This is a genomic window from Vibrio limimangrovi, from assembly GCF_054064025.1.
In genome coordinates, this window is the sequence record NZ_JBSUGF010000005.1 from 228,657 (window position 1) to 254,991 (window position 26,335).

Sequence of the window (26,335 nt, forward strand, 5' to 3'; positions counted from 1 at the left end):
ATTAAGTCAATCGGGTATACTGCTTTACTCTCTTGGCGGTGATTCCTATAATCGCCGCCCGCTTCTAATTAAAAGGCCAATATTTTCATGGATCAGTTAACTGCCGCACTAAAGAAAATCGAAAAGCAGAACTACCGTGCTTACCAGCAAATCAAAGGTCAATATGACTTTACTGATTTCACGCTGTTTATCGATCATGTTCAAGGTGACCCTTACGCGTCAGCATCTCGTCTAAGAGCAACCAGAGCGTGGTCTTTAACTGGCCTAGAGTGGCTGAAAGATGAATCACCAGCTTTCCAACGTGCTGCTCGCGATTTTATTGCTCGAAGTTTTGAGCAGTTCGCCAAGCAGGAGAATGCCGTTTCGATCGCGCTAAGTGGCCAAACCGTGTTGGATAGTACCGCCGTTCTATTTACTGAAGAAGGTATTGAATTACGTTTTAGAGTCGACCTTCCAGCAGAAGGCCGTTCTGTACTAGGCAAAAAAGCCAACAACATACTGACGTTCCATTTGCCTAAATTCATTCGTCGCGCAACGCTAGAACGCGAGTTAGATAAAGAAGCGATGTTAAAGCACTGCCAGGTAGTAGAAGATCAGGAAGCACTTAGAGAGCAATTAGAAGCGCACAACTTAGTCGCGTTTGTTGCTAATGGAAGTATTCTACCTCGTGTCGCTGGTAACTGCGATTTACCGATGAAAGATGCCGTTGAATTCAGAGCGCCAGAATCGCTACAAGTTACATTGCATGCTCCCAATAAGGGTTATGTGACCGGTTTGGGTGTTCCTAAAGGTATCTCTTTGATCGTTGGCGGCGGTTTCCATGGTAAGTCGACCTTACTGAATGCCATTGAGCGCTCGATTTACGATCACATCCCAGGCGATGGTCGCGAGTATATTGTCACAGACAACAAAGCGATGAAGATTCGTGCTGAAGACGGTCGCTGTGTCCATCATCTGAATTTGTCGAATTACATCAACCATCTTCCGATGGGGAAAGACACCGCTGATTTCGCTACCCAAGATGCATCTGGCTCTACTTCTCAAGCTGCGTGGCTGCAAGAATCGATTGAAGCTGGGGCAACGTCGCTACTGATCGACGAAGATACTTCAGCAACGAACTTTATGATTCGTGATGAACGCATGCAGGCGCTGGTTGCAAAAGGCGATGAACCAATTACACCACTTGTTGACCGTATTGGTCAGCTACGTGATGAACTGGATGTTTCAACAATCATCGTAATGGGTGGCTCTGGTGACTACCTTGATGTTGCCAACACTGTGATTCAAATGCATGACTACCAAGCAGTTGACGTGACAGAGAAAGCTAAGCAGGTTATCGACCAGCACCCTACTCAACGTCACAACGAATGTGAAGAAGCATTGAAAACGTTCCGCCCTCGAGCTCTTAACCGTGTGGCGTTAATGAACATTCTCACTGATGGAAAATTCCGCATTAATGCAAAAGGAAAAGATTCACTTCGATTCGGCAAAGAATTTACCGATCTAAGCGCGTTAGAGCAGTTAGAATCCGCAGACGAAGTGAATACCATTGGTTGGCTGTGGTTCCAGTTAGCACAACTTCCTGGCTGGTGTAACAATCCTGCGAAAGAAATCGAAGAAATGCTATCTGGTGAATGGCATGCACCATTACCAAAACAGGGTGACTTAGCAAAACCTCGTACTTTGGATGTGATGGCGGCTCTAAACCGCATGCGTAAATCTCAGTTCAAACCATCTCATTAAACGACACGATGCGTTTAATCAAAAGGCAGCCATGAGAGCTGCCTTATTTTTTGCTTCAAATTGGGTATTAAATAACACCAAGCTCGCGCAAACGTTCCATTAAGTAACTGTGCGCGGTGTAACGTTCTGATAGAACGACGTCTGGTTTAGGATGTAAAAACAATGGTAATGAAATGCGAGACTTATCTTGACGTCCGCCAGTCGGATTAATCACTCGGTGCGTTGTCGATGGGAAATACCCACCCGACGCTTCTTGTAGCATGTCACCAATATTGATGATCAAGTTACCGAAATCACAAGGTACATCAATCCAATCACCTTCTCGGCTCTTAACCTGTAGACCCGGCTCATTCGCAGCAGGTAGTACAGTAAGTAAGTTGATGTCTTCATGCGCAGCAGCACGGATAGCCCCTGGTTCTTCTTCGCCAGTCATCGGTGGGTAATGCAGTACTCGAAGTAGTGTTTTCTGGCTATTGTTAATCATTTCTGACAACTCGATTGAAAACTTTTCTTGAACCTCTTTCGGCGCGTATTGCTCAACCCAGCCTAAAAGCTCTTGCGCAAATGCATTAGCACGTTCGTAGTATTCTAGGATCTCAGCTTTCAACTGCTCTGGAATCTGTCCCCAGGGATAAACATGAAAATATTCTTTGATATCTTTTACGCTATGCCCTTTTGCCACTTCAGACACCGAAGGAGGAAAGTAACCATCTTGAGTTTCTACGTTAAAGTGAAAATCATTTTTTTGCTCTGAGCAGAAAAACTCATGCCAATTTGTATAAATTGATTCCACCAACTCTTGAGGAATCGGGTGGTTTTTTAACACACCAAATCCGGTTTCGCGTAGCGATGCAACAAATTGTTGGGCAGCATCATCAGCAAGGTAATCGACAGTTTCCAGTTTCATGACTTTACTTCTTTTTTATTAGATTGGATCTCGGATTCTATGGATGGATATGTTGTAAATCAAACTTTAATGAAATGTGTATGCACAAACGGTTCATTGTTGAGCTTCATATGTACTATTCAACAATTATCGTGATCAATTCGCACCTAAAAACAAACAATTGCACAGCGTTCAATTCGATGTAATTATATGTCGCGTAAGTTGAACGATGCTCCCTCAGTTCGACTTTTCGTAAGAAACCATGTGAAGGATCGAAAAATTTATGAAAAGCACTTCTACACTTTTGGGGTTGACGATTATTTATGCCATCGTTTTTTTGTTCTCAGCGTTAGAACCGAACTCAAGAGCCGTTTGGTTTGCTGAAATTTTCCCCGCGATTTGTATCCTTATTTCTATATGGGTCATTTCGATTCGTTACCAGTTTAGTAACACCTCTTATATCCTGATGTTTGTCTGGCTGTGCCTTCACACAGTCGGGGCTAAATATACCTTTGCAGAAGTCCCATTTGACTGGTTTAACAACTTGATCGGATCTGAAAGGAACAATTTTGACCGCGTAGCACACTTTTCTATTGGTCTGTACGCCTACCCAATCGCTGAATATTTAATTTATAAGAAAAAATTCAACGTAAAGTTTTCTTGTTGGTTTGCTTTGTTTGCAATTATGTCGTTGGCGGCAGGTTATGAAATCATTGAATGGTGGTATGCAGTGCTTGCTGGTGGTGAAGAAGGAATCGCATTTCTGGGCTCACAAGGAGACATCTGGGACGCCCAGAAAGACATATTATGTGACACTTTAGGAGCAATTGTGTCTTTGGTTTTAATGACGACTCAACGTCGACTCGCGAAGCCATTCTAGGTACGGATTAAAGCCGTCAACAATCGGTACTTGCACGATCTGAGCAACCTCATATTCGTGCAAGCTCTCGATTTTCTCTTCAACTAATTCATACAGTTCACGGCGAGTTTTAATAATTAAAAGCCACTCAGTGTCGGTACAGATTTCTCCTTTCCATACGTAATGACTTTCAATTGGCATGGTTTGAATGCATGCTGCCAGCTCCGCGTCTAAAAGCCCTTTTATGATTTGATCTCGGTTTAGCTCATTGCCTGTGGTACTTAACACTATGCAGTAATCGTTCTTTACCGTCATCATATGTCCTTACTTCATTGTTACTTTGCCGCCAATCATTTTATAAGCGGGAGTGCCTCTCACCAATGTGTCTCTTGCAAACTCTTGTTGGCAACCGGGACAGATGCAAGGTGTCAATGTGAAATCTTCGGTGATACGTTCTTTAAAGCATTTAACCAGTGCTCCTTTACCGCCTTTACGATATTTAAACAGCTGAGTTTTGCATTTCGCGCAATAGATCCCGACGGTTTTCGTCGGTGGTTTCTTATTCGGTTTCGCCATCGTCGTTTATATCAGGTTTTACCCATACATTACTAAAATCAAACCAGCCCAATGCGTTACATTTTGCATTTTGTAAAGCACCACTATGGTCTTTATTTACGCCAAGCCAACAGTGAAACATAGGAACGACCTGGCAACTTTTCACCAATTGTCGCCCAAGCTCACGAGCCGGAAACTCTTGGTATACACCTGCCCTCCACTGGTCAACTAATGCCGACCAGTCAGAAAAATCATTGCCAGAACTGAAAGTCTCTATATCACTGTAGTCCAGTAGCCAACCAGCAAGTGCATCATCGCGGTTTGTTGCGATGCCCATCGCTTTAATCCAGATATCGACCTCTGTGGGATCCGGTGGCTGACTGTCATAGCGAATAAATTCGACCTCGATTCCATGTGCTCTAATCAGGTTCTTAATGGCTTTAGCAATCACAGGAAACATCGGATGCTTCTTTTGATACGCGACCGATATGGTTTTCCCTTGCTGGGGTACCGAGCCAGCCAGAGTGGGTCTCAAATCAATCCAACCAGGTTTAATTCCAAACGCCTGCAAAACGCCAAGGTCCATGACTTTATCTTGAGGTACATGGCCGTATATCTGGTGACTGTTTAACGTTTGGCTTAAAAATTCAGCCCAACGAGGATCGTTGGCAAGACCCGTTTTTTTGTTCAGCAACAAGAAGGTACAACCTGGGTCGAGTTCCACCTCATCTGATGATGAATGTTTGTCCATTTGAGGCTTTGACAGACTTGGATAAACCATCGATGAATAGGCCTCATCTACCACCCAAACTTCAACTTGGTCCAATAACGGTCTGAATCCGAAGTATCCATCGAACGCTGTCAAAATAAGGCGTTTATCGTCATTCACTTTAACTTGAAACGGCCCTGTGCCGACGGGTTCTCTGTCAAAGTTTTCAGCTCGCAACGCCTTTGGTAGTAATATCTTTGCCTGAGATTCACTTAATGCCAGCGGTAAGTAGCGATCCGGGCGCATGAGTTCAATATCGATTGTCCAGGGCAGTGGCGACGATACGTTCGAAATGTGTGCAAACAAATTTAAATTACTCAGAGACCGAATACTCTCCAGCACACAATCTGTTGTCAGAGGTTCTCCATTGTGAAAGCGCACGCCTCGACGCAAATAAAAGCGCCAGTGTGTATCACTTAGTGATTCCCACGTATGGGCTAAATCTGATTTTAGCTGCTCGTTTTCATCAAGACGTGTGAGTCCACTAAAAACTTGCCTTGCAATGTGTTGTTCTGAACGACGCATGGGTTTTTGTGGATTGAGCATCGCCAGTGGACGGTAATAAGGCAGACGAATGACCTGTTCACCTTGGCGGTGTTGAAGCCCAAGATAGCCTTGAATCACCTGAGTTAATCTGGTCGCATCGTTATCTAACGCTTCCAGTGCCTGACCAATTTTGCCTTCGTCTAAATATCGTCTCGCCAGATTTTCACTGACATCACTGCGATTGCGCTTAAATACCAGCCTGGATAGCTTTCCTCGACCAGCGGCAGGGTGCCACTCGATCCAACCCTCTTCTTCTAATTTATTGAGAACAATACGAGCATTACGGCGCGTACAAAAGAGCGTTTCAGTAATATCTTCGAGCTGGACTTCCGTATCGTTTCCAGAAAACTTTTCAAATAGTGTTTCAAATTGAACACGTAGGCGTGGACTACTCATAAAGAGGAAAATCTTGTTTAAAAGTCGATAAACCAAGTTTCCTCATTTTTATAAGAAAGTGCAAATATAGATAGGTAATTTATTGAATATCTATACCAATTTCTTGTGCAATCTGAATAAGTTGTTCTTCGTTATCCAACTTAATAGACCACTTACATTCAGCACCATGACTCAACACAACATTGGCTCCCCGACCAAGAAGTTGGACCGCATCAGTCTGTGCCTGTAGCGTGGCCATGGAGGCTCCGGATAATTTAATAACAATTTCATGCTGGGTCGCTATGATTTTACCCAGCGAAAACTCAATCACCATCTTAGCCTGAACTCATTTCGCTTTTTGCTGTTTCACAGCGATTGTCAAACGACTGGTGCAAACTAAACGATCGCGCTCGTCAGTAATATTAATTTGCCAAACCTGAGTTGATACGCCCAAGTGCAACGGCTTAGCCGTGCCGATCACGTAACCACTGCGCATTGCTCTGACGTGATTGGCATTAATATCCAAACCTACGCAGTAGCTTCCTTCGTTGACACAAAAGTTCGCGGCAACGGACCCCAGTGTTTCTGCAAGTACAACTGACGCGCCTCCGTGAAGCATCCCTAATGGTTGATGTGTAAAGCTGCACACTGGCATCGTTGCGCTAATCGACTCGTCTGTGAAGCCGGTATATTCAATTTGCAGGTGCTCCATCATTGTATTCTTTGATGTCGCATTAAGTATCTCTACACTGATTGGCTTTTTCCAAATGCTCATTTTTTGCTCTTATTTTTAAATATGGGTAGTTATGGATTAGGAGTTGACTAGCATAGTCGTTATTACATCTTGACTTCAAGGTTTAAGTCCAAAGGCAAGATGCGCTTTAATAAGCGATAATTCCGTATATACTGTTGAACAACATAGAAATAAATACGTGGAACCCAATATGAAGGTATGGATTAAAGCTTCTGCTCTTTTGACCATCGCAGGTTTGACAGCGTGTAGCGCTTCTCCTACTGGTCGTAACCAAATCTTAATGTTTTCTGATCAAGAGATGTCGTCTCTCGGGGCGAAATCTTTTGAGCAAATGAAGAAAGACACGCCTATCAGTAAAGATAAAAAGTTGAACACCTATGTTCAATGTGTTGCTAAATACGTGACCGATGTTATTCCTTCCCAACCAGGGTTCCAAAGCTGGGAAGTCGTCGTGTTTGACAGTAAACAGGTCAACGCCTTTGCTCTTCCGGGCGGAAAAATTGGTGTGTATACCGGTCTTCTGGGCGTTGCAAAAAACCAGGATCAACTGGCGACGGTGATTGGTCACGAAGTGGCGCACGTATTAGCTGATCACAGTAATGAACGCTTGTCCCAAAGCCAATTGGCAAACACGGGACTATCACTCGCGAATATTTTTATTGGCTCTTCAGAATATAGCCAATATCAAGATATGACCATGGCGGCATTAGGGGCCGGTGTTCAATACGGTGTGATTTTGCCATATGGACGTACTCAGGAGTCGGAAGCTGACGTTGTGGGTTTAGATTACATGGCAAAAGCTGGTTTCGATCCAAACCAGAGTATCGCTTTGTGGAAAAACATGAGTGCGGCATCGGGTGGCGCTCAACCGCCTGAGTTTTTCTCGACTCACCCTTCACACAGCTCGCGGATTAAAGAGCTACAATCAACGATAAATAAACTGCCGAATTATAACGTTAAAGCGCCAAAATGTGGCTAACGGTCACTGAGAAATCGTTCCCTTTCAGTGAGAATAAAAAAGCTCCATTTTGGAGCTTTTTACAATTTGGGTTTTTACAGTTTGGGAGAGAGTGTTACGTTCCTAAAATCTGCATCGGCAGACTGAGTAAGCTATCTCCCAGCCCTGCGAAATACCAGATAATGGTCACGAAGCCGCCGACGGATGCGATATACCATACAAAAGAGAATAACTGGCCATAGCGTGTCAACGGTAACAAGTGACTATGATGACGGGTTCGCCATTCCATCACCACTTCCAGCATCCCCATAATCAATAAAAAGCCCAGTAGCGTTAAACCTAGCGAATAACTCAATACGATACCGAGTATCGCCGTCACTACACTGCCAGCCAATCCAACCCAGGTGTTCATTGAGAACGTGATGCTTTTAAGTACATGACCACCGTCTAAAGGCAAAATTGGTAATAAATTAAATAAGTTTAATAACGCGTTAAACACTGCGAGACCAGCAAACGTCACCTCTCCGGTCATCCAATACAGAATGGTAAACATAATACTCAACACCAAGCCAAAAAATGGTCCCATGATTGAGATAACCACGTCTTGCCAGCGTGTGTTGATTTTTTCATCGCTTAAAGCAAGCCCACCCAGAAATGGAATCAGATAGATACCTTTCGTTTTCATACCAAAGTATTTCATCGCTTTAATGTGGCCCCATTCATGGAACACAAGACAAGCAATCAAAGCAAGAGCAAATTCGACAGAAAATAGCCAAGAATAGGCTGCCAAACTCGCAGACGCTAAAGCCACTTTAATTACTTTAGCGCTTTTTAACGCCTTCATACCTAATGAAACAATACCGATTAAGCTCAAACGTTTTTCACTTGGTGGCGCGATTTGTGGTGTCTGGCGTTCTATGTCTTTCTCGTTTCGCGAACCTTCTGTTACTAATTCGTCGTTCACTTTTACACGGTATGACAACATAAACGGCTGCCAATGCACTTCACAACGTAACTCACATAGCAAAGTATCATCACCCGCCATCAGTTTAAACTGGTGTGTGCTTACCTTGGACTCTTTACTGCTGGCATCAATCTGAGAGACTAACGAGTCCCCCCAATACAACTGCTGCCATCCCGCCATTGAGCCTTCTAAGCGTAGCGGACGTCCTAAAAATTCGATATATAGTAATTCCAATGCAATTCCTAATGCGTTAGCGAGCCTAAGTGACCTTAAATTCAGAATACCAAGTTTATCAGAGGTCGTATCACTATCGTAAAGCCTTAATGACGACCATTTGAACAATATTTAACCATTAGTGTTACCAAATACTTCTGGTCTAACCATTCATTAAAAAAATATAACATTAATACATAGTGTTATCCTTCGGCGTTTGACCAATGCATCAAATTTAAACTTCCACACTTACACAATCTTTGACAATTTATTAAACACTCGTTTAACATTGCATTTACATTATATACACGTTTAATAACAAACTAATTGGTCGTACTACTACACAATAATTACAAAGACTTCAGTCTACATAAGGATACCCTAGGAGGGTCAAGGATGAACAAGAAGCGCTGCTCTCTGCTTACAATTTCAATATTGTTTGCGTGTAATGCCCATTCAGCGGGTTTTCAGGTTGTTGAACATTCAGCATCTGGTCTTGGACGAGCTTTTGCAGGAGAAGCTGCTGTTGCAGACAATGCTGCCGTTCTGGCACGAAACCCAGCCGCAATGACACTTTTTAAACAAGCACAATTTTCAGGCGCTATAAGCATCGTTGATCCTGAAGTGGACATTTACGACAGTTTCTATGATGAACACTCTAACGATATAGCACCGGTAGCTGCTGTACCTGCCGCTTACTATGTGAGTCCAATCAACGAACAGTTTGCTTGGGGTATAGGCATGTTTTCAGCGTATGGTGTTGCAACGGACTACCCGGATGACATCTCTGCGGGCGATCTCGCTGGTTACACGTCGTTAATGTCGGTTAGCATAAACCCAAACCTTGCGTATCGTCTCAATGATTCATTTAGCATCGCTGGTGGTATTAGCCTGATCTATGCAGAGGCAGAATTAACTCGCCACAAAGGGTCATTAGCACCGCTATTTGGACCAGGAAGCGAGAAATCTGACAAGCTTATTGGTATGGATGATGATACGTTTGCCTGGGGCTGGAACCTCGGAGCTCTCTATGAAGTGAATGATAACAACCGCTTTGGTATTGGCTATCGTTCAGAAATAGACCTTGATTTTGAAGAAGGTGAATTCCGTAGTTACGATTCTGGTATTGCGACTGCAGCAAAAGTCGACGGACGCATTAAAATGAAGCTTCCTTCTATCCTGGAACTGTCTGGTTTTCATCAGGTTAATGAACAATGGGCGTTTCATTATAGCTGGATGTACACCACATGGAGTCAATTTACGGAACTGCGCGCGACCAGTGATCAATGTAACGACGGAGTATGTTTCTCTAAACCAGAAAAGTACGAAGATAATAGCCGTTATGCACTTGGTGCTACTTACACGCTGAATAAGAATTGGACATTCCGAGCAGGTGTTGCTTACGACGAACAAGCAGGTAAGCCAACATTGAGTATCCCAGATACCGATCGCTACTGGTACACCGCTGGTTTAACCTATGCGTGGAGCGACAACCTGTCTTTCGATGCTGGTTTCGCTTTAATACAATTTGACGATAATTCTTTCACCGAAACTAACGCGTCTGGTCAAGAACTCACGTTTGATGCAGAGGGCGCTGCGTATATTAGTTCAATCCAAATGAATTACACCTTCAACTAGTAGGTTTAACGGAGTAAACCAATGAAACATACTTTTAAATTATCTCTGCTTTGTTCTGCGATTCTCCTGGCTGGTTGTGGTGACGAATCCGAAAGTCTTGGAACATCGGAACAAGTAGGCTTTGAACCAGCGGTTCAGGCACTGCTTGACCGCCAGACTTCGATTCAATTTACCCTTCAGGGCGCGAATGCCGTGGTTCCTGCACCATCTTACCTACTGATGGATTCCACTGATGGGACTTTGGGTTTGCCGACTGGTGGTGACAACGCGCTTAGCAACCCAAGAGCTTCAATGAACACTATGGATGGTTGGTCAACTTCAATGCCTATCGTGTTGAACTTTGATGGCGTGGGTTTTTCTTCTGGCATGGTGACGTCGGGTGTCAAAGTCATCAAAATCAATACACGCTTGACGGAATGGGACGGTCAATCTAATCCAATTGAAGAAGTTCTTACACTCGGCACAGATTACGTCGTGCAAACAAAGGGCAACTCGCTTTACATTCAATTTATGGATGCATTGGACGAATCAAGTGAATATATTTTTGCGGTAACACAAGACATCACTGACGTTAACGGTGATCCAATCGGTACCTCTTCAAACTATGCCATCGCGAAAAGTAAGGAAGTCGTGTACGAAACTGGCGATTTGGCGTCTGTGCAAGCAGTTACGACTGCCGTGGAAGGTATTTTTGGCTTAGCAAGTGTTAACCCGGATGATATTGTTTATTCATCTTGGTTCAGCACTCAATCTGTTGGTGATACGCTAGCGGCCGTTAAAGGTGTTACCGCAACGGGCTTCTCTACCGGTGCAAACACGCTAAATGATGTGTACAAAATGGGTTCAAACGACAACTCAGTTGATCTTTCTACCGCTTATACCATGACCTTTGGCACTACGCAGGATTTTGTAACAGCTCTGGATAGTGACCTAGACTTCAATCAATACGTAAGTGACCTAGACGCGGCTAAGACCGCGATTCAAGGCCTTTACAATGCGTCTGGTGCTAGCGTAAATGTCACACAAGGTTCGGTAAAGTTGCCTTACTACCTTGAAAAAGGTGCTGACTGGAATATGCAACCAATGGTTTCTGCGATGCCGAGTCTGGCTAAGCTTAGCGCTGCACTTGCAGATCCGACTGAACAAGCCAATATGGTTCAACAGCTTTCCACAGGCTCTTTTGCTGAAAACCCGGTGGATGTAACTAAGCTAGCAAGTGATCCTACCGAACAAATAAAGTTGGTTGGTTCTACCCTGTATCTATCAGACGGCAGCCAGTTAGATAGTGAACGGGTTATTACACGCTACTCGCCTGTACCAGCAGTCAAGTCGCTTGAAGACGTTGAGTTCCTTCTGTTCACGCCGCAATCAGGTGTCGCAACGGATGTTGTCGTTTACCAACACGGTATTACGTCATCTAAAGAAAACGCGTATGCATTCGCATACAACATGGTCAAAGCTGGTGTCGCCGTTATTGCGATAGACTTGCCGTTGCATGGCACTCGTAGTCTGGATCAACAACGTTCTGCGAACGCAAACGTGCTTGCTTATTTGAACCTGTCGAACTTAGCAGTGGCACGCGACAACCTTCGTCAAAGTGTTCTGGATGTTTTAGGTCTTCGTGCCAGCCTGGTTGTGTCTGCACAAGGTGGTTTGTTAGCTGAAGGGCCTCTTCAGGGATTCAATCCAATGGCAGGGTCGCAGGTTAAAATGCTGGGGCACTCTCTTGGTGGCATCGTTGGTACATCAGCAGTTGCCGCAGCAAACAATACACTAGGCAGCCCGACGGCAGATGCGCTCTATTCATTTAGTGCGGCTTCGATCCAGAACTCAGGTGGCCAAATTGGAAATTTGTTATTGGGTTCTCCAAAATTCGGACCTCAGATAAAGCATAGCGTGGCTTATTCGGCGTCAGCGGATTACATGTCATATGCTGACGCACAATGTAGCGAATTAGATACCAAAACCTGTTATGAGACCTTTGAAGGGCTGGCGACGTCAGAACAACTTGCCGTGCTAAATTCAGGCTTCTCTCAATTCATCTATGCAGCACAAACAACGCTGGATACCGTTGACCCATTCACCAACGCAAGTGATTTGATGTCTTCCGGCACACTATCTACACCGTTCTTTATGACAGAAGCTGATGGTGATGATACTGTTCCAAACAATGTGACCAATGCACCGTTTGCAGGTACAGAGCCATTGGCTGCAAAGCTAGGCTTAATGGCAGTAAACCTTTCCAACACCCAGGTGTCACCAACCGCAAGCTTCGTTCAGTTTAACTCGACGGCAACACACAGCACCTTTGCTTCACCGAATGGTACCTTGGCTGACCTGGATCACCACATTGAGATGCAAACAGAGAACGTAGACTTCTTAATGGATAATGAGTTATCCGCCGTGTCTAACACGTCAGTTCTGAAGTAAACCTTACTTAGTTCGTCTTACATTCCACGCCCAGCTTCGGCTGGGCTTTTTAGCTGTTTCCCATTTTTAAGCCATCCACAGATTCAACTGCTCCCCAAACTCTGCGGTTTGCATCAGCCAGCTAGTGACCGATTAATCACTCAAAGTAATTAAACAAAGCTTCTATATTTCAAATACTATTTTTATTACCCATTTCAATTATTCAGGTTGCAATGTTGTAAAAATCTGGACTTAATTCCCTAACACCCTTTTATTTGTCAGGATAAAGTGGATAATACCGCCACAAAATAACTTTACTAAGGTGAGTCCTTATGTCTATCGAAGCTACTTTGCTTGCACGCTGCGAGTCAAAATGTGAACTATGTTCATCCGAATCTCCATTAACTGCTTACGCTGTACCACCACACGGCCACGTAACGGTTGATACCGCTATTATGGTTTGTGACAAATGCCTGAGCGAGATCGAAGAACCTAAAGACATTAATCACTGGCGTTGCCTAAACGACAGCATGTGGAGTCAGGTTCCAGCAGTACAAGTTACTGCATGGCGCCAACTAACTCGCCTAAACTCAGAAAACTGGGCTCAAGACGCTCTTGATATGATGTACATGGAAGAAGAGCAAAAGACTTGGGCAATGACTGGAATGTCTGCTGACGACAAAACTCTTGACTGCAACGGCACTGAACTGAAAAAAGGTGACGATGTAACGGTTATTAAAGACCTGCCAGTTAAAGGGACTAACCAAGTAATCAAGCAAGGTACGGTTATCCGCGGTATCAGCCTTGGTAGCGATCCAAAACTGATTTCAGGTAAGGCAAATGGCGGCCAGTCTATGTACGTGATCGCTGAATACTGCCGTAAGAAGTAATACCCAGTACTGTATACGTTCAGACTGATTAGATATCAAGCAGGGTTCCAGGCGGGACCCTGTTTTTATTTGAGGCAAGGTAAAGATTACTAACTGCGATGTCAAAGCGTTAAAGTCAAGAAAATACAAAAATGCCAGCGATTACGCTGGCATTATTTCTTATCTTACTGAATTCAGATTAACGGTACATACCGATATCTCTCTGAATGTGAGATGACAAATCTTCTGCATAGTAGCTGCGAGGAGCAGAGTTATCTACGAAAAGAATGTCTAATAAGTGAGCAATCAGTCCTTTGAAGTTAACCGTATAGGTCTTCTTATCCATAGAGGTTGGTAAAGCTACATTTGTCATCTGCATTGCTTGTGCCATGATTGCCTCTCTTTCAAGCAGTTGTATGTTTTGTTGCTTGTATATTAGTCACTTAGCTTTGGTTTAAAAAATGACAAAATTTAGCGACTAAAATTAGTTTTTCTAATGAAACAATCTATTTACACTGAGGAAAGGTAAAAATGCACACCGTGTGAATATTAATTCACTTATGTCGATTTTTGGTTGAATAACTTGTATTTAGGTGGAATAAAAATATGCATACTGCAACATTTCATTAACTAAAATTAATTTAAATCTTCTTCAATCAACAAAACCCTCCCTATTTTTGATTAGTAATATTGACTCGACTTTTGCTTAATCACTGAGATTACCTATGTAAGCAACCCAGCGACTATCCAGGCAATACAGCACATAGCTATCGTTGCTGCTGTGAGTAAAATTTGTGACTTAGGTTCAAACAGTTAGGCTCATCAGTAAGTAATTCTATGAAGCAATCCGCCATAGATAAGTTGCTCACACTACCTTCTCCTGCCATATCGAGTAATGCGTCATATCCTTCTTTGCCTTTCATCGTGTACGCCGATGATGTACCACGATACCAAGCATCTTCGTCAACGTTAATCCAATGACTACCGCTAAAGATTTCTAATACCGTGATGCGTTTTCCTTTAGGAAGGTCCGCGTCGTACTCAAAGTTTAGGTTGTACGTGTATGGGTAACTTCCCGATCCCGTTCCTTCTACTCCATTGTTCAGTGCGTTGTTTATCGCCCCTTCCAACGCTCTGCGAATAACACTGCCCTGAACGTCATAAAATCCGATTGGAACGGCGAATGGCAATAATCGTCCGGCAATGTCGGCAATGGTAATATTGCCTGGATTCAATGATGTGCGAACACCGCCAGCATTATGTATCGCAAACTGAATATCGTGCCCACGCTGATTTAAACTGTGCAGAAATGAACGAGCAACGGCGGAAGCAAGCTCGCTTCCACCAAATTCATCGGGAATACGCACATGTCGCTTCTTATTCTCTACTTTGGCTATCACTTGTGACTGCAATGCTCGCACTCGTGGAATGTACTTTTCAGTCAAAATCGCTTGAGTTTCCGGGTGCTTTTTACATACGACGACATTGGGTTGTCCATGAATGAAGTCACAAGCCGTTTCGAACATGCCCTGGTCCAACTGCTGGTTTAGCGATGAATCCCAGAATATACGGCGGCCGAGTAATAGCTCATTTTGGCCATTTAACATTGTCGCTCTGCCTTCTTGGTCGAATTCAAGCAAACAATGCCCCATCGTTAACGCGTGATAACCGGCTTGTACGACATAGGTACCATTAATCTGCACACCGTAGTGATCATCTTTGCCTAAGCCTATTGCTGAAAAATCGCCTTGTAATCGATGACTGTGCCCGCCTACGATAATACCAATACCTTCCACTCTCTCTGCGAGCTCTATGTCACCTTCATATCCAAGGTGGCTAAGTAAAATGATGTTTTTTATCCCTGTAGAATGGATGTGTTCAACCGTCGCCTGAGCGGTTTCAATCGCCGTCACAAACGGTGTGTCAGCATCAGGATTGGCGATATCACTCATTTTGTCTATTGATAGACCAAAAATCGCGACCTTTTGCCCATCGAACTCTTTCACCAAATATTGAGCGGTTTGAGTTTCAGGCTGATAACTCAATACATTGCCACAATCACTGACTCGATGAGCCTTAGCATCTGACTCGTTGGATAAGTCCCAGTTGCCTGCGAGTAAAGGAAAGTTTGCTCGCTGGCAAAACCGTGCCACAGGCTCGTTACCCATGTCGAGTTCGTGGTTTCCTAATGCCATCGCATCTATCTTCAACGCGTTAAGAAGATCTGCATTGGCTTTACCCTTAAACAGAGAAAAATATAGGGTGCCCTGAAAACAATCACCAGCATGAAGGAATAGCATGCCATGCCCTTGACGTTGTGCGTCATCACGCAGTTGTTCCACACGAGTCGCGATGCGTGAAAAGCCGCCTGCACTGACATAAGGATCTAGGGTGACTTCGTTATTGATTTTTAGTTTTAGCTGTAATGACGTTGGCTCAAAATAGGAATGAGTGTCATTGATGTGTGCCAGTTTAATTCGTACTGGCTTATGATTTTTATTCATTTTCATCTTCTCTCTTTTCATTCCTTATAATAATAAGAAGTGAATGATGACAGAATCATGAATTTTATGAAACAGTGAATTTCCATTTCATATTTACGTGACCTTGCAAAGATCTACAGCCACATTTAAAAATGTGCCAGCTTACTTGTTACATGGGCTTTCGTAAATTTGTGAGCGGAGTTTATAGCAACATCGTAGAATTAATATATGCTTAGAAACAATATAACTCTCGATAATTCAAATAATTGCAAGGAGGATTGAGATGAAACTAGAACGCATCGAAATCTCCGGGTTTAGAGGCATTAAGCGCCTTTCGCTCTCTTTTGATGAAATCACAACGCTGATTGGTGAAAATACATGGGGTAAGTCTTCATTACTTGATGCCTTATCTATCGCATTACCAACAGATGGAAAACTCTACGAGTTTGAACTAAGAGATTTTCACGTTGATTACTCCATTGCTCACCCACAATCGCAACATATTGAAATTATCCTTTGTTTTAAATCACAAGATAAGCAAGAACTGAAGGCTGGTCGTTATCGGCGTATCAAGCCTGCCTGGTGCACAAAAAATAATGGCGAACATGTTATCTACTACCGAATCAGTGGATCACGAATTGACCATGACATTACGACACAATACAGTTTTCTTGATGAAAATGGGCAATCAAAGCAAATTCATCACTCCGAGAAACTCGCTATCGAATTGATGACACTGCATCCTGTTATCCGATTGAGGGACTCCCGTCGCTTCCCTCACTTTTCTCATGTTAATGGTGACAGTAAAAACGCACGGATTGAAAAACGTATTGATAACACCTGCCGACGATTATCGGCAATGCCAGGTCAAGTAAACAAAGGTGAAATTCGCAGTAGCCTGTCTTCGATGCAAACCCTGGTCGATCACTATTTTGCGTTTGGCAGTACTAACAGAGGTAATCCAAGAAAACCCAGAGATGGTCTGTTTTACAACAGCCATCCTTCTGATAAAAGCTTAAGCCAATACCTAAAAGAAACGAATGACAAACAGAGTCGACTGCTTTTAATGGGGATGCTCAATGCTTATCTTCAAGCAAAGGGCCCCACGGATTTAAGACGCTGTTCGCGACCAATATTGATCATCGAAGACCCAGAAGGTCGCTTGCATCCGACTCATTTAGCAAGAGCCTGGGCGCTACTTCAACTGTTACCCATGCAAAAGATTCTGACCACCAATAGTGGCAGTTTACTCAGCTCTGTACCTCTGTATTCTATACGACGCTTGTATCGTCTTTCCGATCGAACCATCGCTAAGAGCCTGAATACCTCTAAATTTGGGAGCGATGAACTTAGACGCATCGGATTTCATATTCGATTCCATCGCGCCGGTTCTCTATTTGCACGTTGCTGGTTGCTGGTTGAAGGTGAAACAGAGGTATGGCTCTTTAATGAGTTAGCTCGGCAATGCGGTTACGACTTGGCTGCAGAAGGTGTTCACATCGTAGAGTTCGCACAATCCGGACTGCGATCAATTATCAAAGTCGCTAAAGAGTTTGGGATCGACTGGCACGTTGTAACCGATGGCGATGCGGCAGGTAAAAAATACGCTCACACCGTTCGTTCACAGTTAGAACACGATCAGGAGCGTCATCGCCTAACCGAGTTGCCTGACCGGGATATTGAGCATTTCCTTTACAATCATGGCTTCGAGCTTTTCTTTAAGGACATGATCAAAGTGCCTCACGATCATCAGATTCCGGCCAAGAAAGTCGTAAACCGGGTACTGAAAAAACATGCCAAACCGGACTTAGCCTTAGCGATCGTTTCTCATTGTGAAGAAAATGGCGTGGAATGCATACCGGTACTTTTGCGCTGGACACTGAAACGCATCGTGTCCATGGCCAGTGGAAATACTTAATACGGGAAAATTTTAAGTAAAACCAAGTACATTATTAAAGCGTGCTTCTATCTAATATCAATATTTTTGATTAATGGTATTGAGCGGGATAATAGCCCGTATTTATCAGATGCCAAAAAGATCGGAAAAGCCCTACTGTACTTGCTCGGTAAGCGAAGCAGAAGTAGCGGTTGATTTCGAGTGCAGCCAAAGACCAGTCGTTTTCATCAGATAGCCAAATACACCACCTAATATTAGTGATGGAACAACAAGTTGCCAGTTACCATCTGCAGCAAAAGTCGCGCATGAACCAATAAAAGTACCAGGAATGTACGACAACCAAGCTTGCTTAGCTTGAATACACATGAAAAATGCCACAACAGCTGTGATTACATAGCCAAGGAGCTCTAGTCCAGCGTAAGTTGAGCCATAGATAATGACCATTGCCCAGAACACGCCAGTTAAATTGGTAATCAGGCTCGTCGCCAGCCCTTTCAGCCCACTCGTCGGAGAAGCAAAAAAGCTAGTACAACCTAAGAATCCGGCCCAAGATAAAAGGCCAAGGGAGATTGCAATCCAACCCCAAATGCCAGACAAAATCCCAGTCGTAATTGAAATAGCTAAAAGTGTCGTCATGGTATTGGTACCTGTTCAGCTTGTATCAGACCTTTCCGGTTTGATAACAGCCTTCATACATTGAAATCAATAACCGATACTAAGGAGATCTCCCCGCATTATCGGTGACATTGATCACAATGATACCACTGAAAATTACATTAATTGCACTAAAAGTTATACGCAAACGATAAAACAACAGATTTAGTAAATATCTTCAGTCTGAATTTTGCCTCACAAATCTTTCTTAACGATTTGCGATTGAGTAACAAACCTAGCGGTGGCAAGCACTAGAACACGGACGGCTTACCTTTCATCATTCGTAACCCTTCGCGCTTAATGCACTCTACGAGTGGATTTTCTGCCATATCAGCACGCCATATAAATGAAAGCGTACGCTCCATTTTCAATTCGGGCACATCTAATGCGACAAGACAACCAGATTTAATGTAGCGCTCGACATCTAAGTAAGGTAAGCAGGTTAAATACTGTCCATTCGCAACCAAACTGCGAAGTACCGGTACGTGTTCATATTCACGCCATACATCAAGCTCTTCGATGTGTTGAAAAATCGAGCTATCAAAAGTTTTACGTGTTCCCGATCCTTGTTCACGCAGAACCCATTTTGCATGCTCTAGCTGAGCCAAACTGACCGTTTTAATTTTAGCAAACGGATGATGGGATGCCGCCACAACAGTAAGGTGATCACGGCACCAGACTTCTTGGTTTAAACGGTTATCGTCACAACGGCCTTCAATGATTCCTAAGTCATACTTGTAATCCAGGACACCTTCAAGCACACCTTTTGTGCTTTTTACATCGAGAGATATCCTCATTTCAGGAAAGTCATTATCAATAATACTTATAAGGTCGGGCACTAAGTGTTCTGCTGGGGTTTGACTTGCGCAAAGACGGACTTCACCGCTTAATAAATGTTGTTCATAGAACCCCATTTCAATCTGCAAAGCGTCTTGTAATAATCGTTTCGCTTTTGGCCTCAACCACATTCCCCAATGGGTTAAAGCCATTTGTTTTCCCTGCCTTTCGAATAAAGGCCTTCCCAACATTTTTTCCAACTGAGCCAGTGACATACTTGTCGCGGACTGTGTAAGTGCCAGTTTATCTGCAGCCTGACTTACGCTACCGGAATCGGCTACTGCATTAAAAACTGCCAACTGCTTAAGTGAATAGCGCAACGTGTCCTCCTTTACGAGTGAGTATTCATACTCCACTATTTTTTAAAACAAATTATTACAACTGAATTGTGTCATAAAGCGAGACTAAGCGGTTTGCAATCCTTCAAAACAACCCATTTCTTGAGCCTTTTACTACTCATCTGGTTAGCCACATATACGCAACGGAATTCATTTTACTCTTCTTTGGCCAGTTATCAATTGAATTGATAAACACCTTAAACAATATCAATTTTCCCTGTAGGACATTTCCGATTAGCCTGAGTGTGCGGCTCAGGAACGCCGTAGGAAGAAAAACAATAATTTAAATTTTGAGTTTATAAATCAAGGAGTTTTTATGGCATCAAAACCTAAGGGGTCAGTATGGCGATGAGTAGCGTAAATAATCACCAGTATTTTTCTCCGAAAGAAATGATGGCTGAAGCGGAAAAATTTGCTCTAAGTAAATCCCAAAAAACCAGCAGTATGACGCTGAGCCTTGCCGCGATGGCAGGTGCATTTATCGGCTTAGCATTCTTGTTCTATATCACTGTTACAACAGGCAGCGCAGGTGCTGGATGGGGATTAAGCCGCCTTGCTGGAGGTATTGCTTTCAGTATGGGGTTGATTCTTATCGTCATCTGTGGCGGTGAACTGTTTACCAGCTCTGTGCTTTCAAGCATCTCATGGGCAAACAAACAGATCACGTTCAGCAAGATGCTATCAATCTGGGGCAAAGTTTATGTTGGTAACTTTATTGGAGCAATGCTTCTTCTTGCTCTAGTCACTGCAGCAGGCTTGTATCAGATGGATGGTGGGCAGTGGGGATTGAACGCACTCAATATCGCTCAGCATAAACTCCATCACACACTAGTTGAGGCATTTGCACTTGGTATTTTATGTAACCTACTGGTTTGTCTGGCCATTTGGCTAACATTTAGCTCAGCTAACGCTATGACAAAAGCAGTGATGACTATCTTACCTGTAGCAATGTTTGTTAGCAGCGGCTTTGAGCACTGTGTCGCCAACATGTTTATGGTGCCACTAGGTATCGTGATCGCAAACTTTGCTCCGGAATCATTTTGGGCTTCAGTCGGCGTTCCGGCTTCGCAATATGCAGACTTAAATGTCGCCCATTTTATTACGGCAAACTTAATACCAGTCACTCTCGGAAATATCGTCGGCGGCGCGGTATTAGTTGGCTTAGCTAACTGGTGTATTTTCCGTCGACCAGAGCTAAAAGCAGCCAACGTTTTATCTATTACACATACAACACCACTCATGTCAGTTAAGGAATCCAACATGAAAAATAGTTCATTTGTTAAGGACATCATGAATCCTAGCCCAATCACTATCAATGCAGAAATGCCGATTGTAACAGCACTTGATACCTTGCTTGATAACCACCTTTCCAGTGCTCCTGTTGTTGATGTCCACAATCGTTTGGTTGGTTTCTTCTCTGCGCACGATGTAATGGTAGATCTATGGTGTGAAGATTACATTCCAGTTAAAGGGCAGAAAGTGGTTGATTTAATGAGTCGTGACGTTGTAGCGATTGATGCGGATGATCGATTAGTGGATGTTGTAGAGTTCCTTTGTATTGATAAAGACAAGCTATTTCCAACAAGCGATATGGGCATTGCGACACGTTTCACTTCTCTCTCTTTAGAGGAGCGAGCAAAGAGTATGAGAGTGAGTAAGCCGCAAGTATTACCAGTGCTGAAGAATGGACAAATGGTTGGTGTAGTAACGCGTAGTGAAGTGCTTAATGCGTTACGCCCTGTTTACGGTGAGCGACTCAATCTCGTTGAGCAAGACGAACTAGAATCAGCATAAAAATAAAACGCTAACATCGTCAGTTGATAAATATAGCCATTTGGCACGAAAAAAGCGCTCTTCACCAGAAGAGCGCTTTGTTTGTTTTTATTTAAACTTATGCCGTTAAAACAATAAATTACTTCTTAACACCTTCAATATGAAGTTCCATATCTACGTAGCTTGAAGCGCCCATTACAGGAATATCAAAGTCAGCAAGTTCTAGTCGAGTTTGGCCAATGAAACCTGCACGCTCTCCACCCCATGGGTCGTTACCTGCACCAACAAATTCAGCTTCGATAGTGATAGGTTTAGTTACGCCGTGCAGTGTTAAGTCACCCGCAACGTCCAGTTTACCATCGCCTTTGTCAGTCACTTTTGTGCTCGTAAAAGTCGCTTGACCAAATTTGCCTGCGTCAATGAAATCACCGCTACGAATGTGCTTATCACGCTCCGCGTGGTTAGAGTCCAGACTCGTTGTATCAACAACAACGTTCACTTTAGAATCAGCGATGTTGTTTTCATCAAAAGAAAAGTCACCAGAAAATGTATTAAAACGACCTTTGATGAAGCTGTAACCAAGGTGGTTAACTTTAAAGTTGATAGAAGCGTGTGCCCCTTTAGTATCGATAACATAATCCGCAGCTTGCGCACCTAGAGGTAGTGCCATCGCCAACGCTAATCCTGTAGCAAATAGTGACTTTTTCATTTTGAAACTCCTAACATTTTTCGTAATGTGTTGTCTTTATCGATATAGTGGTGTTTTAGTGCAGCAAGAGCATGCAAGCCTGCGATCAGGATAACTGCCCACGCTGCGTAAAAATGGATTGCACCAGCAAGGTCTGATTGATTAGGGAATAATTCACCTGCTCCTGGTACTGTAAACCAATTAAATACTTCGATACCACGACCGTCAGATGTTGATATCAGGTAGCCGGATACAAAAATGGTGATTAGCAGTAAATACATCAAGCTATGCGCCAACTTAGCGGCAACAACTTCGTAAGTCTTACCTTCTGGTTGAGGTGATGCGCTAAGATGTTTCCATATAATTCTCACCAGAGTAGTTATCGCTAGCAAAATACCGATAGAGCGATGATAGTCAGGCGCTGTACGATACCACTCACTGTAGTAACTTAGATCGACCATCCATAAACCGACGGCGAACAAGCCAACAATACATATGGCAGATAACCAATGCAGTACGCGAGTAAAAGCGTTGTAGTTCTTTACAGATGTGCCCATCTCAATTCCCAGAAGTTTTCTATGTTAATGTTGAGCAATAAACATCACATTAACCTATTTGCCGTATATGAAACAGATTATTTACCATTATTTACATCCAGCCAATTGCACCTTATCTACCAACCTGTTCGAAAATTTAGAACAACTAAAATGTAAGAATTTTTGAATTTTATAGTTTCACTTCTTTTTCTATTTCATAGAGTTCATCAGATAATTCAAGCATACGGCGTTCGATAACTGCCTTAGCATCTTCGACCCCTTTGTTGTAGTACACTGCACCAAGTTTATCTGTTATGAAATCAATCAAAAATTCGCTGTCAAACTGACCAATTTCAAGACTCAATTCATCTTGCATATAGTCTTGAATCGCTGTAGCTAGCGTTTCTTTTTGCACCCTATCGAGTTTAATCATTGGTTGCCCTCTGCATATTGGAGTTCAATTATTTTGTGTCTTTGAAATTTATTTTTAAACATATCGTCGCTGCGGCGTTTTCTTACGTTGATAGGTAGCATTCCGAATTTTGATGTTTAGATCAAGAAGTTGCCGAACGAAATTAGTCTATGCTAAAAAGGCTATGCTAACCTTTTGCCGTTCGTTTCAATAATCGTTAAGGGATAATCTTTGCTACTCGACTTAGTAATACAAAGTGTTAATGACTTTCAAGAAGACTGCCTTAAAATCTGTGAAAAGCATTATCCTGCCGTTCACAATCAGGGTATGAGCGAACACCATCTGGGGCTGGCTTTCTCAAGACGTATGGAACGGACGCTTCACCATTTTGGCCACAGTAGCGTCATCAAACCAATCGAAGTACTCAATGGCCCCGACTTGCCACACCATTATCGAATTACCTCTGAGATTGGGACGGTCTGGGTGTTAAGCTACCACATGGTCAGCGCGGGTAAATCTTGTCGTGAAAAGATGCTCTCTTCTATTACCGAATGGCAAAGTGAATACGGATACGCATTACAGCCGAACGATCTGCTTTTTTTGGTGTGTGATCATTGGTTAAGCAGAAGTAAAACAAGCCGAGAACTGTTGCATTGGTGGATGGGCGAGCTGCCAGAGCCGATCAACGAATACACAAATCAAGGCATTACCCTGTATACAAGTGAATCGCAACTGACTCAATCCCTAAATACACGTTTTGATATCAACCCCTGCTACATAAAATTTGGTCATCCTTTACGTCGTGCAAACAAGCAGCAATTGGTACGTAGATACCTGCAACTATACGCAGTACTTCAGTGGTAGCATCAAAAGGTAAACATAAACGAATCAAGACTATTAGTTTGATACAGCTCGATAAATTAGGCGAACTGGTTCTAACTCACTTGCCACATCTAGTGCTAAACGATTAGATTCTCCTAATTCAAGTCACATTGATGTAGTCACATCGTTGATATGCATTGAACCAGGTTGTAATAATGATGAGCTCATCGCAGCTAATTGGCTGCATCTCGACACAAGATGATGGACAGTACATCGCGCACTACCAAAATTTGACGCTTAGAAGTGTATACCAGCCTATATATAATAATGACCTCACCATTGTGGGTCTTGAGGCTCTTGTCCGGATCAATGACATTAACGGCTTAACGCTTCGACCAGATCAGTTTTTCCATTCGCAGACGATTCCTGCCTCAGAGTTATTAAATGTCGATCGTTTAAGCCGCCTAATTCACGTAAAAAACTTTGGGCAATCGCGCTTCTATAATAAAAAGCTGTTTCTTAACGTCCTCCCCAAAGCCGCCGAAATGATGGTTAAGGATTTATCGTATAGTCATCTGCTTAAGCAAACGATCCGCCAATCAAGCTTTACAGCAACCCAGATTGTGATGGAACTGGTAGAATTAGATGCGAGCGAAGAATCATTTCTTTGCAAAGCTACGAATGAACTCAGTCGGAGAGGATTTAATCTCGCCGTTGACGACTTTGGAATAAACGCTTCAACGGTTGAGCGAGTGAAGTGCGTCCGACCTGACATCATTAAGATGGATAGATCGCTGTTGCTCAAATACGAAGATGGTGACTTCACTGCTTTAATGAGCGCTCTCTTGCTTGCAAAGCATTTACGCTCTAAAACCGTTATTGAAGGAATTGAAACCGAGCATCAATTTAATTTAATGAAAAAACTCGGTTTTGATATGTATCAAGGTTATTTTCTTGCGCTCCCACAGCCCCTAGAGGTCTATGATCAAGTAAAAACAGCCTGATGACTTAGCAGCTGAAAGGCCAAGTGGGCTAAGGAATAACCATTTAGTTAGCGACGATTTTTGCCACGGTTCTTGTGAATAGCGAGTTTGGCTTTTAACTTACGCTTTTCTGAAGAGCGACTTTTACGACGCCCACCACCGTTGTTCTCAGGTTCTGCATCTTCGATTAAGCTTGGTTCAAATCCAGCTAACCACTCTTGAGGCAATCGTTGGTCCAGCAGGTTTTCTATCGCATGCAGCAAATATTCTTCGTCTCGGCTCATCAGAGACACAGCAAACCCAGAATTTCCAGCGCGTCCGGTACGACCAATTCGGTGAACATAATCTTCTGCTTTAAACGGCATATCAAAGTTGACAACTTGCTCCAGCTCCTGAATATCCAATCCACGAGCTGCGACATCAGTCGCGATTAATGCACGAATTTTACCTTGTTTAAATTCGTCTAAAGCGCGCTGGCGAGCACCTTGAGATTTGTCTCCGTTGATCGACACCGCTTTGATGCCATCCAACTTTAACTCTTTTGCAAGTTCATCACTTCCTTGCTTGGTTTTCGTGAAAACGAGAACTTGTTGCCAGTTGCGTGAACCGATTAAGTAAGCCAGTAATTCACGCTTACGCTTTTTATCTACGGGATAAACCATCTGTTTAACCGTTTCGGCAGTCGTATTTGGCGGTGTCACTTCGACTTCCACCGGAGACTCCATCAGCTTATAAGCGATAGTTTTAATACGCTTTTCGAATGTAGCAGAAAATAGCATGATCTGTTTCTCTGCCGGCAAACGACGCAGTATGCGTTGTAAATCTGGCCAGAACCCCATATCCAGCATTCTGTCTGCTTCATCCAAAACAAGCGTGGTCGTTTTTGAAATGTTTACATTGCCGTTAAACAAGTGATCCAACAAACGACCTGGCGTGGCAACCAGAATATCTGCACCCTCTTCGAGTTTGTTCTTCTGTACACCAATACTCGTACCACCATAAACACATACAATTCGTAGCTCAGTTTTTGATGCGTACTGAGTCAGGCTGTCAAAGACTTGCTGCGCCAGCTCGCGCGTAGGCACCAAAATCAATGCTTGAGGTGTTCCGTTTAATTTCTCTTGCTGAACCCTTTGGATAATAGGCAGACCAAACGCAGCCGTTTTACCTGTACCAGTTTGCGCCGCAGCAAGAAGGTTTTTACCTTCAAGTACATGGGGAATCGACTTTTCTTGTACTGGTGTTGGCGTGACAATATTTAAATTGCTCAGGGTTTCTACCAATTTTTGTTCAATGCCAAGGTCAGCAAAATTAACGGACATGATAAACCTCATAATTTTTGGAGCGCAGAGTTTACCAGAGCGCTCCTGACCA

General features: G+C 43.3%; 25 protein-coding genes. 10 read left to right on the forward strand and 15 right to left on the reverse strand.

Features of this window, described 5'->3' with window-relative positions; translation table 11 throughout:
• Nucleotides 1–87: 87 nt before the first annotated feature.
• The gene (locus tag ACWYU8_RS05455) at nucleotides 88–1,743 is read left to right on the forward strand and encodes a P-loop domain-containing protein (protein WP_457517812.1); all 1,656 of its coding nucleotides are present in this window, start codon (nucleotides 88–90) and stop codon (nucleotides 1,741–1,743) included.
• A 67-nt stretch (nucleotides 1,744–1,810) separates the two neighbouring features.
• Here the strand turns inward: ACWYU8_RS05455 and ACWYU8_RS05460 are convergent, their stop codons facing one another.
• Nucleotides 1,811–2,650, reverse strand: a complete 840-nt coding sequence (locus tag ACWYU8_RS05460) for an isopenicillin N synthase family dioxygenase (protein ID WP_457517814.1) — start codon at nucleotides 2,648–2,650, stop codon at nucleotides 1,811–1,813.
• 262 nt (nucleotides 2,651–2,912) lie between these two features.
• On the opposite strand from ACWYU8_RS05460, the gene ACWYU8_RS05465 reads away from it, so the two are divergent.
• The gene (locus ACWYU8_RS05465; protein WP_457517815.1) at nucleotides 2,913–3,509 is read left to right on the forward strand and encodes a DUF2238 domain-containing protein; all 597 of its coding nucleotides are present in this window, start codon (nucleotides 2,913–2,915) and stop codon (nucleotides 3,507–3,509) included.
• Here ACWYU8_RS05465 and cutA read toward each other — a convergent pair.
• The 5 genes from cutA to ACWYU8_RS05490 all read right to left on the reverse strand — a co-directional run bounded on the left by cutA (nucleotide 3,471) and on the right by ACWYU8_RS05490 (nucleotide 6,508).
• Nucleotides 3,471–3,803: a divalent-cation tolerance protein CutA gene (cutA, locus tag ACWYU8_RS05470; protein ID WP_457517817.1), complete on the reverse strand. Its 333-nt coding sequence runs from the start codon at nucleotides 3,801–3,803 to the stop codon at nucleotides 3,471–3,473. The genes ACWYU8_RS05465 and cutA overlap by 39 nt on opposite strands.
• A gap of 9 nt (nucleotides 3,804–3,812) precedes the next feature.
• Nucleotides 3,813–4,064, reverse strand: a complete 252-nt coding sequence (locus ACWYU8_RS05475) for a hypothetical protein (RefSeq protein ID WP_457517819.1) — start codon at nucleotides 4,062–4,064, stop codon at nucleotides 3,813–3,815.
• Nucleotides 4,048–5,754 carry an SgrR family transcriptional regulator gene (locus ACWYU8_RS05480; RefSeq protein WP_457517820.1) on the reverse strand — a complete coding sequence of 569 codons (1,707 nt, stop codon included), beginning with the start codon at nucleotides 5,752–5,754 and terminating at the stop codon, nucleotides 4,048–4,050. The genes ACWYU8_RS05475 and ACWYU8_RS05480 overlap by 17 nt, the downstream gene beginning before the upstream one ends.
• Nucleotides 5,755–5,833: 79 nt before the next feature.
• Nucleotides 5,834–6,067: a DUF3389 domain-containing protein gene (locus ACWYU8_RS05485; RefSeq protein WP_457517821.1), complete on the reverse strand. Its 234-nt coding sequence runs from the start codon at nucleotides 6,065–6,067 to the stop codon at nucleotides 5,834–5,836.
• Between the two features lie 12 nt (nucleotides 6,068–6,079).
• Nucleotides 6,080–6,508: a hotdog fold thioesterase gene (locus tag ACWYU8_RS05490; protein ID WP_457517823.1), complete on the reverse strand. Its 429-nt coding sequence runs from the start codon at nucleotides 6,506–6,508 to the stop codon at nucleotides 6,080–6,082.
• 169 nt (nucleotides 6,509–6,677) lie between these two features.
• On the opposite strand from ACWYU8_RS05490, the gene ACWYU8_RS05495 reads away from it, so the two are divergent.
• Nucleotides 6,678–7,466 (forward strand): M48 family metallopeptidase, encoded by a 789-nt coding sequence (locus tag ACWYU8_RS05495; protein WP_457517824.1) that lies wholly within the window; start codon nucleotides 6,678–6,680, stop codon nucleotides 7,464–7,466.
• A 94-nt stretch (nucleotides 7,467–7,560) separates the two neighbouring features.
• Here ACWYU8_RS05495 and ACWYU8_RS05500 read toward each other — a convergent pair whose 3' ends face one another.
• The gene (locus ACWYU8_RS05500; protein ID WP_457517972.1) at nucleotides 7,561–8,589 is read right to left on the reverse strand and encodes a site-2 protease family protein; all 1,029 of its coding nucleotides are present in this window, start codon (nucleotides 8,587–8,589) and stop codon (nucleotides 7,561–7,563) included.
• A gap of 429 nt (nucleotides 8,590–9,018) precedes the next feature.
• On the opposite strand from ACWYU8_RS05500, the gene ACWYU8_RS05505 reads away from it, so the two are divergent.
• The 3 genes from ACWYU8_RS05505 (at nucleotide 9,019) to ACWYU8_RS05515 (ending at nucleotide 13,559) form a co-directional block, all read left to right on the forward strand.
• Nucleotides 9,019–10,260, forward strand: a complete 1,242-nt coding sequence (locus ACWYU8_RS05505; RefSeq protein WP_457517826.1) for a porin — start codon at nucleotides 9,019–9,021, stop codon at nucleotides 10,258–10,260.
• 21 nt (nucleotides 10,261–10,281) lie between these two features.
• Entirely contained in the window at nucleotides 10,282–12,690 is a 2,409-nt protein-coding gene (locus ACWYU8_RS05510) for a VolA/Pla-1 family phospholipase (RefSeq protein ID WP_457517828.1), read from the forward strand.
• Nucleotides 12,691–13,001: 311 nt separating this feature from the next.
• The gene (locus tag ACWYU8_RS05515) at nucleotides 13,002–13,559 is read left to right on the forward strand and encodes a PhnA domain-containing protein (RefSeq protein WP_457517830.1); all 558 of its coding nucleotides are present in this window, start codon (nucleotides 13,002–13,004) and stop codon (nucleotides 13,557–13,559) included.
• Nucleotides 13,560–13,737: 178 nt separating this feature from the next.
• Here the strand turns inward: ACWYU8_RS05515 and ACWYU8_RS05520 are convergent, their stop codons facing one another.
• Together ACWYU8_RS05520 and ACWYU8_RS05525 are read right to left on the reverse strand one after the other, a co-directional pair.
• Nucleotides 13,738–13,929 carry a hypothetical protein gene (locus ACWYU8_RS05520; protein ID WP_457517832.1) on the reverse strand — a complete coding sequence of 64 codons (192 nt, stop codon included), beginning with the start codon at nucleotides 13,927–13,929 and terminating at the stop codon, nucleotides 13,738–13,740.
• A 376-nt stretch (nucleotides 13,930–14,305) separates the two neighbouring features.
• The gene (locus ACWYU8_RS05525; protein ID WP_457517833.1) at nucleotides 14,306–16,048 is read right to left on the reverse strand and encodes a bifunctional metallophosphatase/5'-nucleotidase; all 1,743 of its coding nucleotides are present in this window, start codon (nucleotides 16,046–16,048) and stop codon (nucleotides 14,306–14,308) included.
• Between the two features lie 256 nt (nucleotides 16,049–16,304).
• On the opposite strand from ACWYU8_RS05525, the gene ACWYU8_RS05530 reads away from it, so the two are divergent.
• On the forward strand, nucleotides 16,305–17,939 hold the full coding sequence (locus tag ACWYU8_RS05530) for an ATP-dependent endonuclease (RefSeq protein WP_457517835.1): 1,635 nt from the start codon (nucleotides 16,305–16,307) through the stop codon (nucleotides 17,937–17,939).
• Nucleotides 17,940–18,071: 132 nt separating this feature from the next.
• On the opposite strand, the gene ACWYU8_RS05535 is transcribed toward ACWYU8_RS05530, so the two are convergent.
• Together ACWYU8_RS05535 and ACWYU8_RS05540 are read right to left on the reverse strand one after the other, a co-directional pair.
• Nucleotides 18,072–18,554, reverse strand: a complete 483-nt coding sequence (locus ACWYU8_RS05535; RefSeq protein ID WP_457517836.1) for a DUF1097 domain-containing protein — start codon at nucleotides 18,552–18,554, stop codon at nucleotides 18,072–18,074.
• 269 nt (nucleotides 18,555–18,823) lie between these two features.
• A complete protein-coding gene (locus ACWYU8_RS05540; protein WP_457517838.1) occupies nucleotides 18,824–19,729 on the reverse strand; it encodes a LysR substrate-binding domain-containing protein in 906 nt (301 codons plus the stop codon).
• Between the two features lie 360 nt (nucleotides 19,730–20,089).
• On the opposite strand from ACWYU8_RS05540, the gene focA reads away from it, so the two are divergent.
• Complete coding sequence (focA, locus tag ACWYU8_RS05545) at nucleotides 20,090–21,541, forward strand: formate transporter FocA (RefSeq protein WP_457517839.1); 1,452 nt, start codon at nucleotides 20,090–20,092, stop codon at nucleotides 21,539–21,541.
• A 118-nt stretch (nucleotides 21,542–21,659) separates the two neighbouring features.
• On the opposite strand, the gene ACWYU8_RS05550 is transcribed toward focA, so the two are convergent.
• The 3 genes from ACWYU8_RS05550 to ACWYU8_RS05560 all read right to left on the reverse strand — a co-directional run bounded on the left by ACWYU8_RS05550 (nucleotide 21,660) and on the right by ACWYU8_RS05560 (nucleotide 23,177).
• Nucleotides 21,660–22,229 carry a YceI family protein gene (locus ACWYU8_RS05550; RefSeq protein ID WP_457517840.1) on the reverse strand — a complete coding sequence of 190 codons (570 nt, stop codon included), beginning with the start codon at nucleotides 22,227–22,229 and terminating at the stop codon, nucleotides 21,660–21,662.
• The gene (locus ACWYU8_RS05555) at nucleotides 22,226–22,765 is read right to left on the reverse strand and encodes a cytochrome b (protein ID WP_457517842.1); all 540 of its coding nucleotides are present in this window, start codon (nucleotides 22,763–22,765) and stop codon (nucleotides 22,226–22,228) included. The genes ACWYU8_RS05550 and ACWYU8_RS05555 overlap by 4 nt, the downstream gene beginning before the upstream one ends.
• 169 nt (nucleotides 22,766–22,934) lie before the next feature.
• The gene (locus ACWYU8_RS05560) at nucleotides 22,935–23,177 is read right to left on the reverse strand and encodes a DUF2164 domain-containing protein (RefSeq protein WP_457517844.1); all 243 of its coding nucleotides are present in this window, start codon (nucleotides 23,175–23,177) and stop codon (nucleotides 22,935–22,937) included.
• Nucleotides 23,178–23,387: 210 nt separating this feature from the next.
• Between ACWYU8_RS05560 and ACWYU8_RS05565 the strand changes: the two genes are divergently transcribed.
• Both ACWYU8_RS05565 and ACWYU8_RS05570 read left to right on the forward strand, forming a co-directional pair.
• On the forward strand, nucleotides 23,388–24,020 hold the full coding sequence (locus tag ACWYU8_RS05565) for a hypothetical protein (RefSeq protein ID WP_457517845.1): 633 nt from the start codon (nucleotides 23,388–23,390) through the stop codon (nucleotides 24,018–24,020).
• Between the two features lie 173 nt (nucleotides 24,021–24,193).
• Nucleotides 24,194–24,982 carry an EAL domain-containing protein gene (locus ACWYU8_RS05570; RefSeq protein WP_457517847.1) on the forward strand — a complete coding sequence of 263 codons (789 nt, stop codon included), beginning with the start codon at nucleotides 24,194–24,196 and terminating at the stop codon, nucleotides 24,980–24,982.
• A 47-nt stretch (nucleotides 24,983–25,029) separates the two neighbouring features.
• On the opposite strand, the gene ACWYU8_RS05575 is transcribed toward ACWYU8_RS05570, so the two are convergent.
• Nucleotides 25,030–26,283 carry a DEAD/DEAH box helicase gene (locus ACWYU8_RS05575; protein WP_457517849.1) on the reverse strand — a complete coding sequence of 418 codons (1,254 nt, stop codon included), beginning with the start codon at nucleotides 26,281–26,283 and terminating at the stop codon, nucleotides 25,030–25,032.
• Nucleotides 26,284–26,335: the final 52 nt, after the last annotated feature.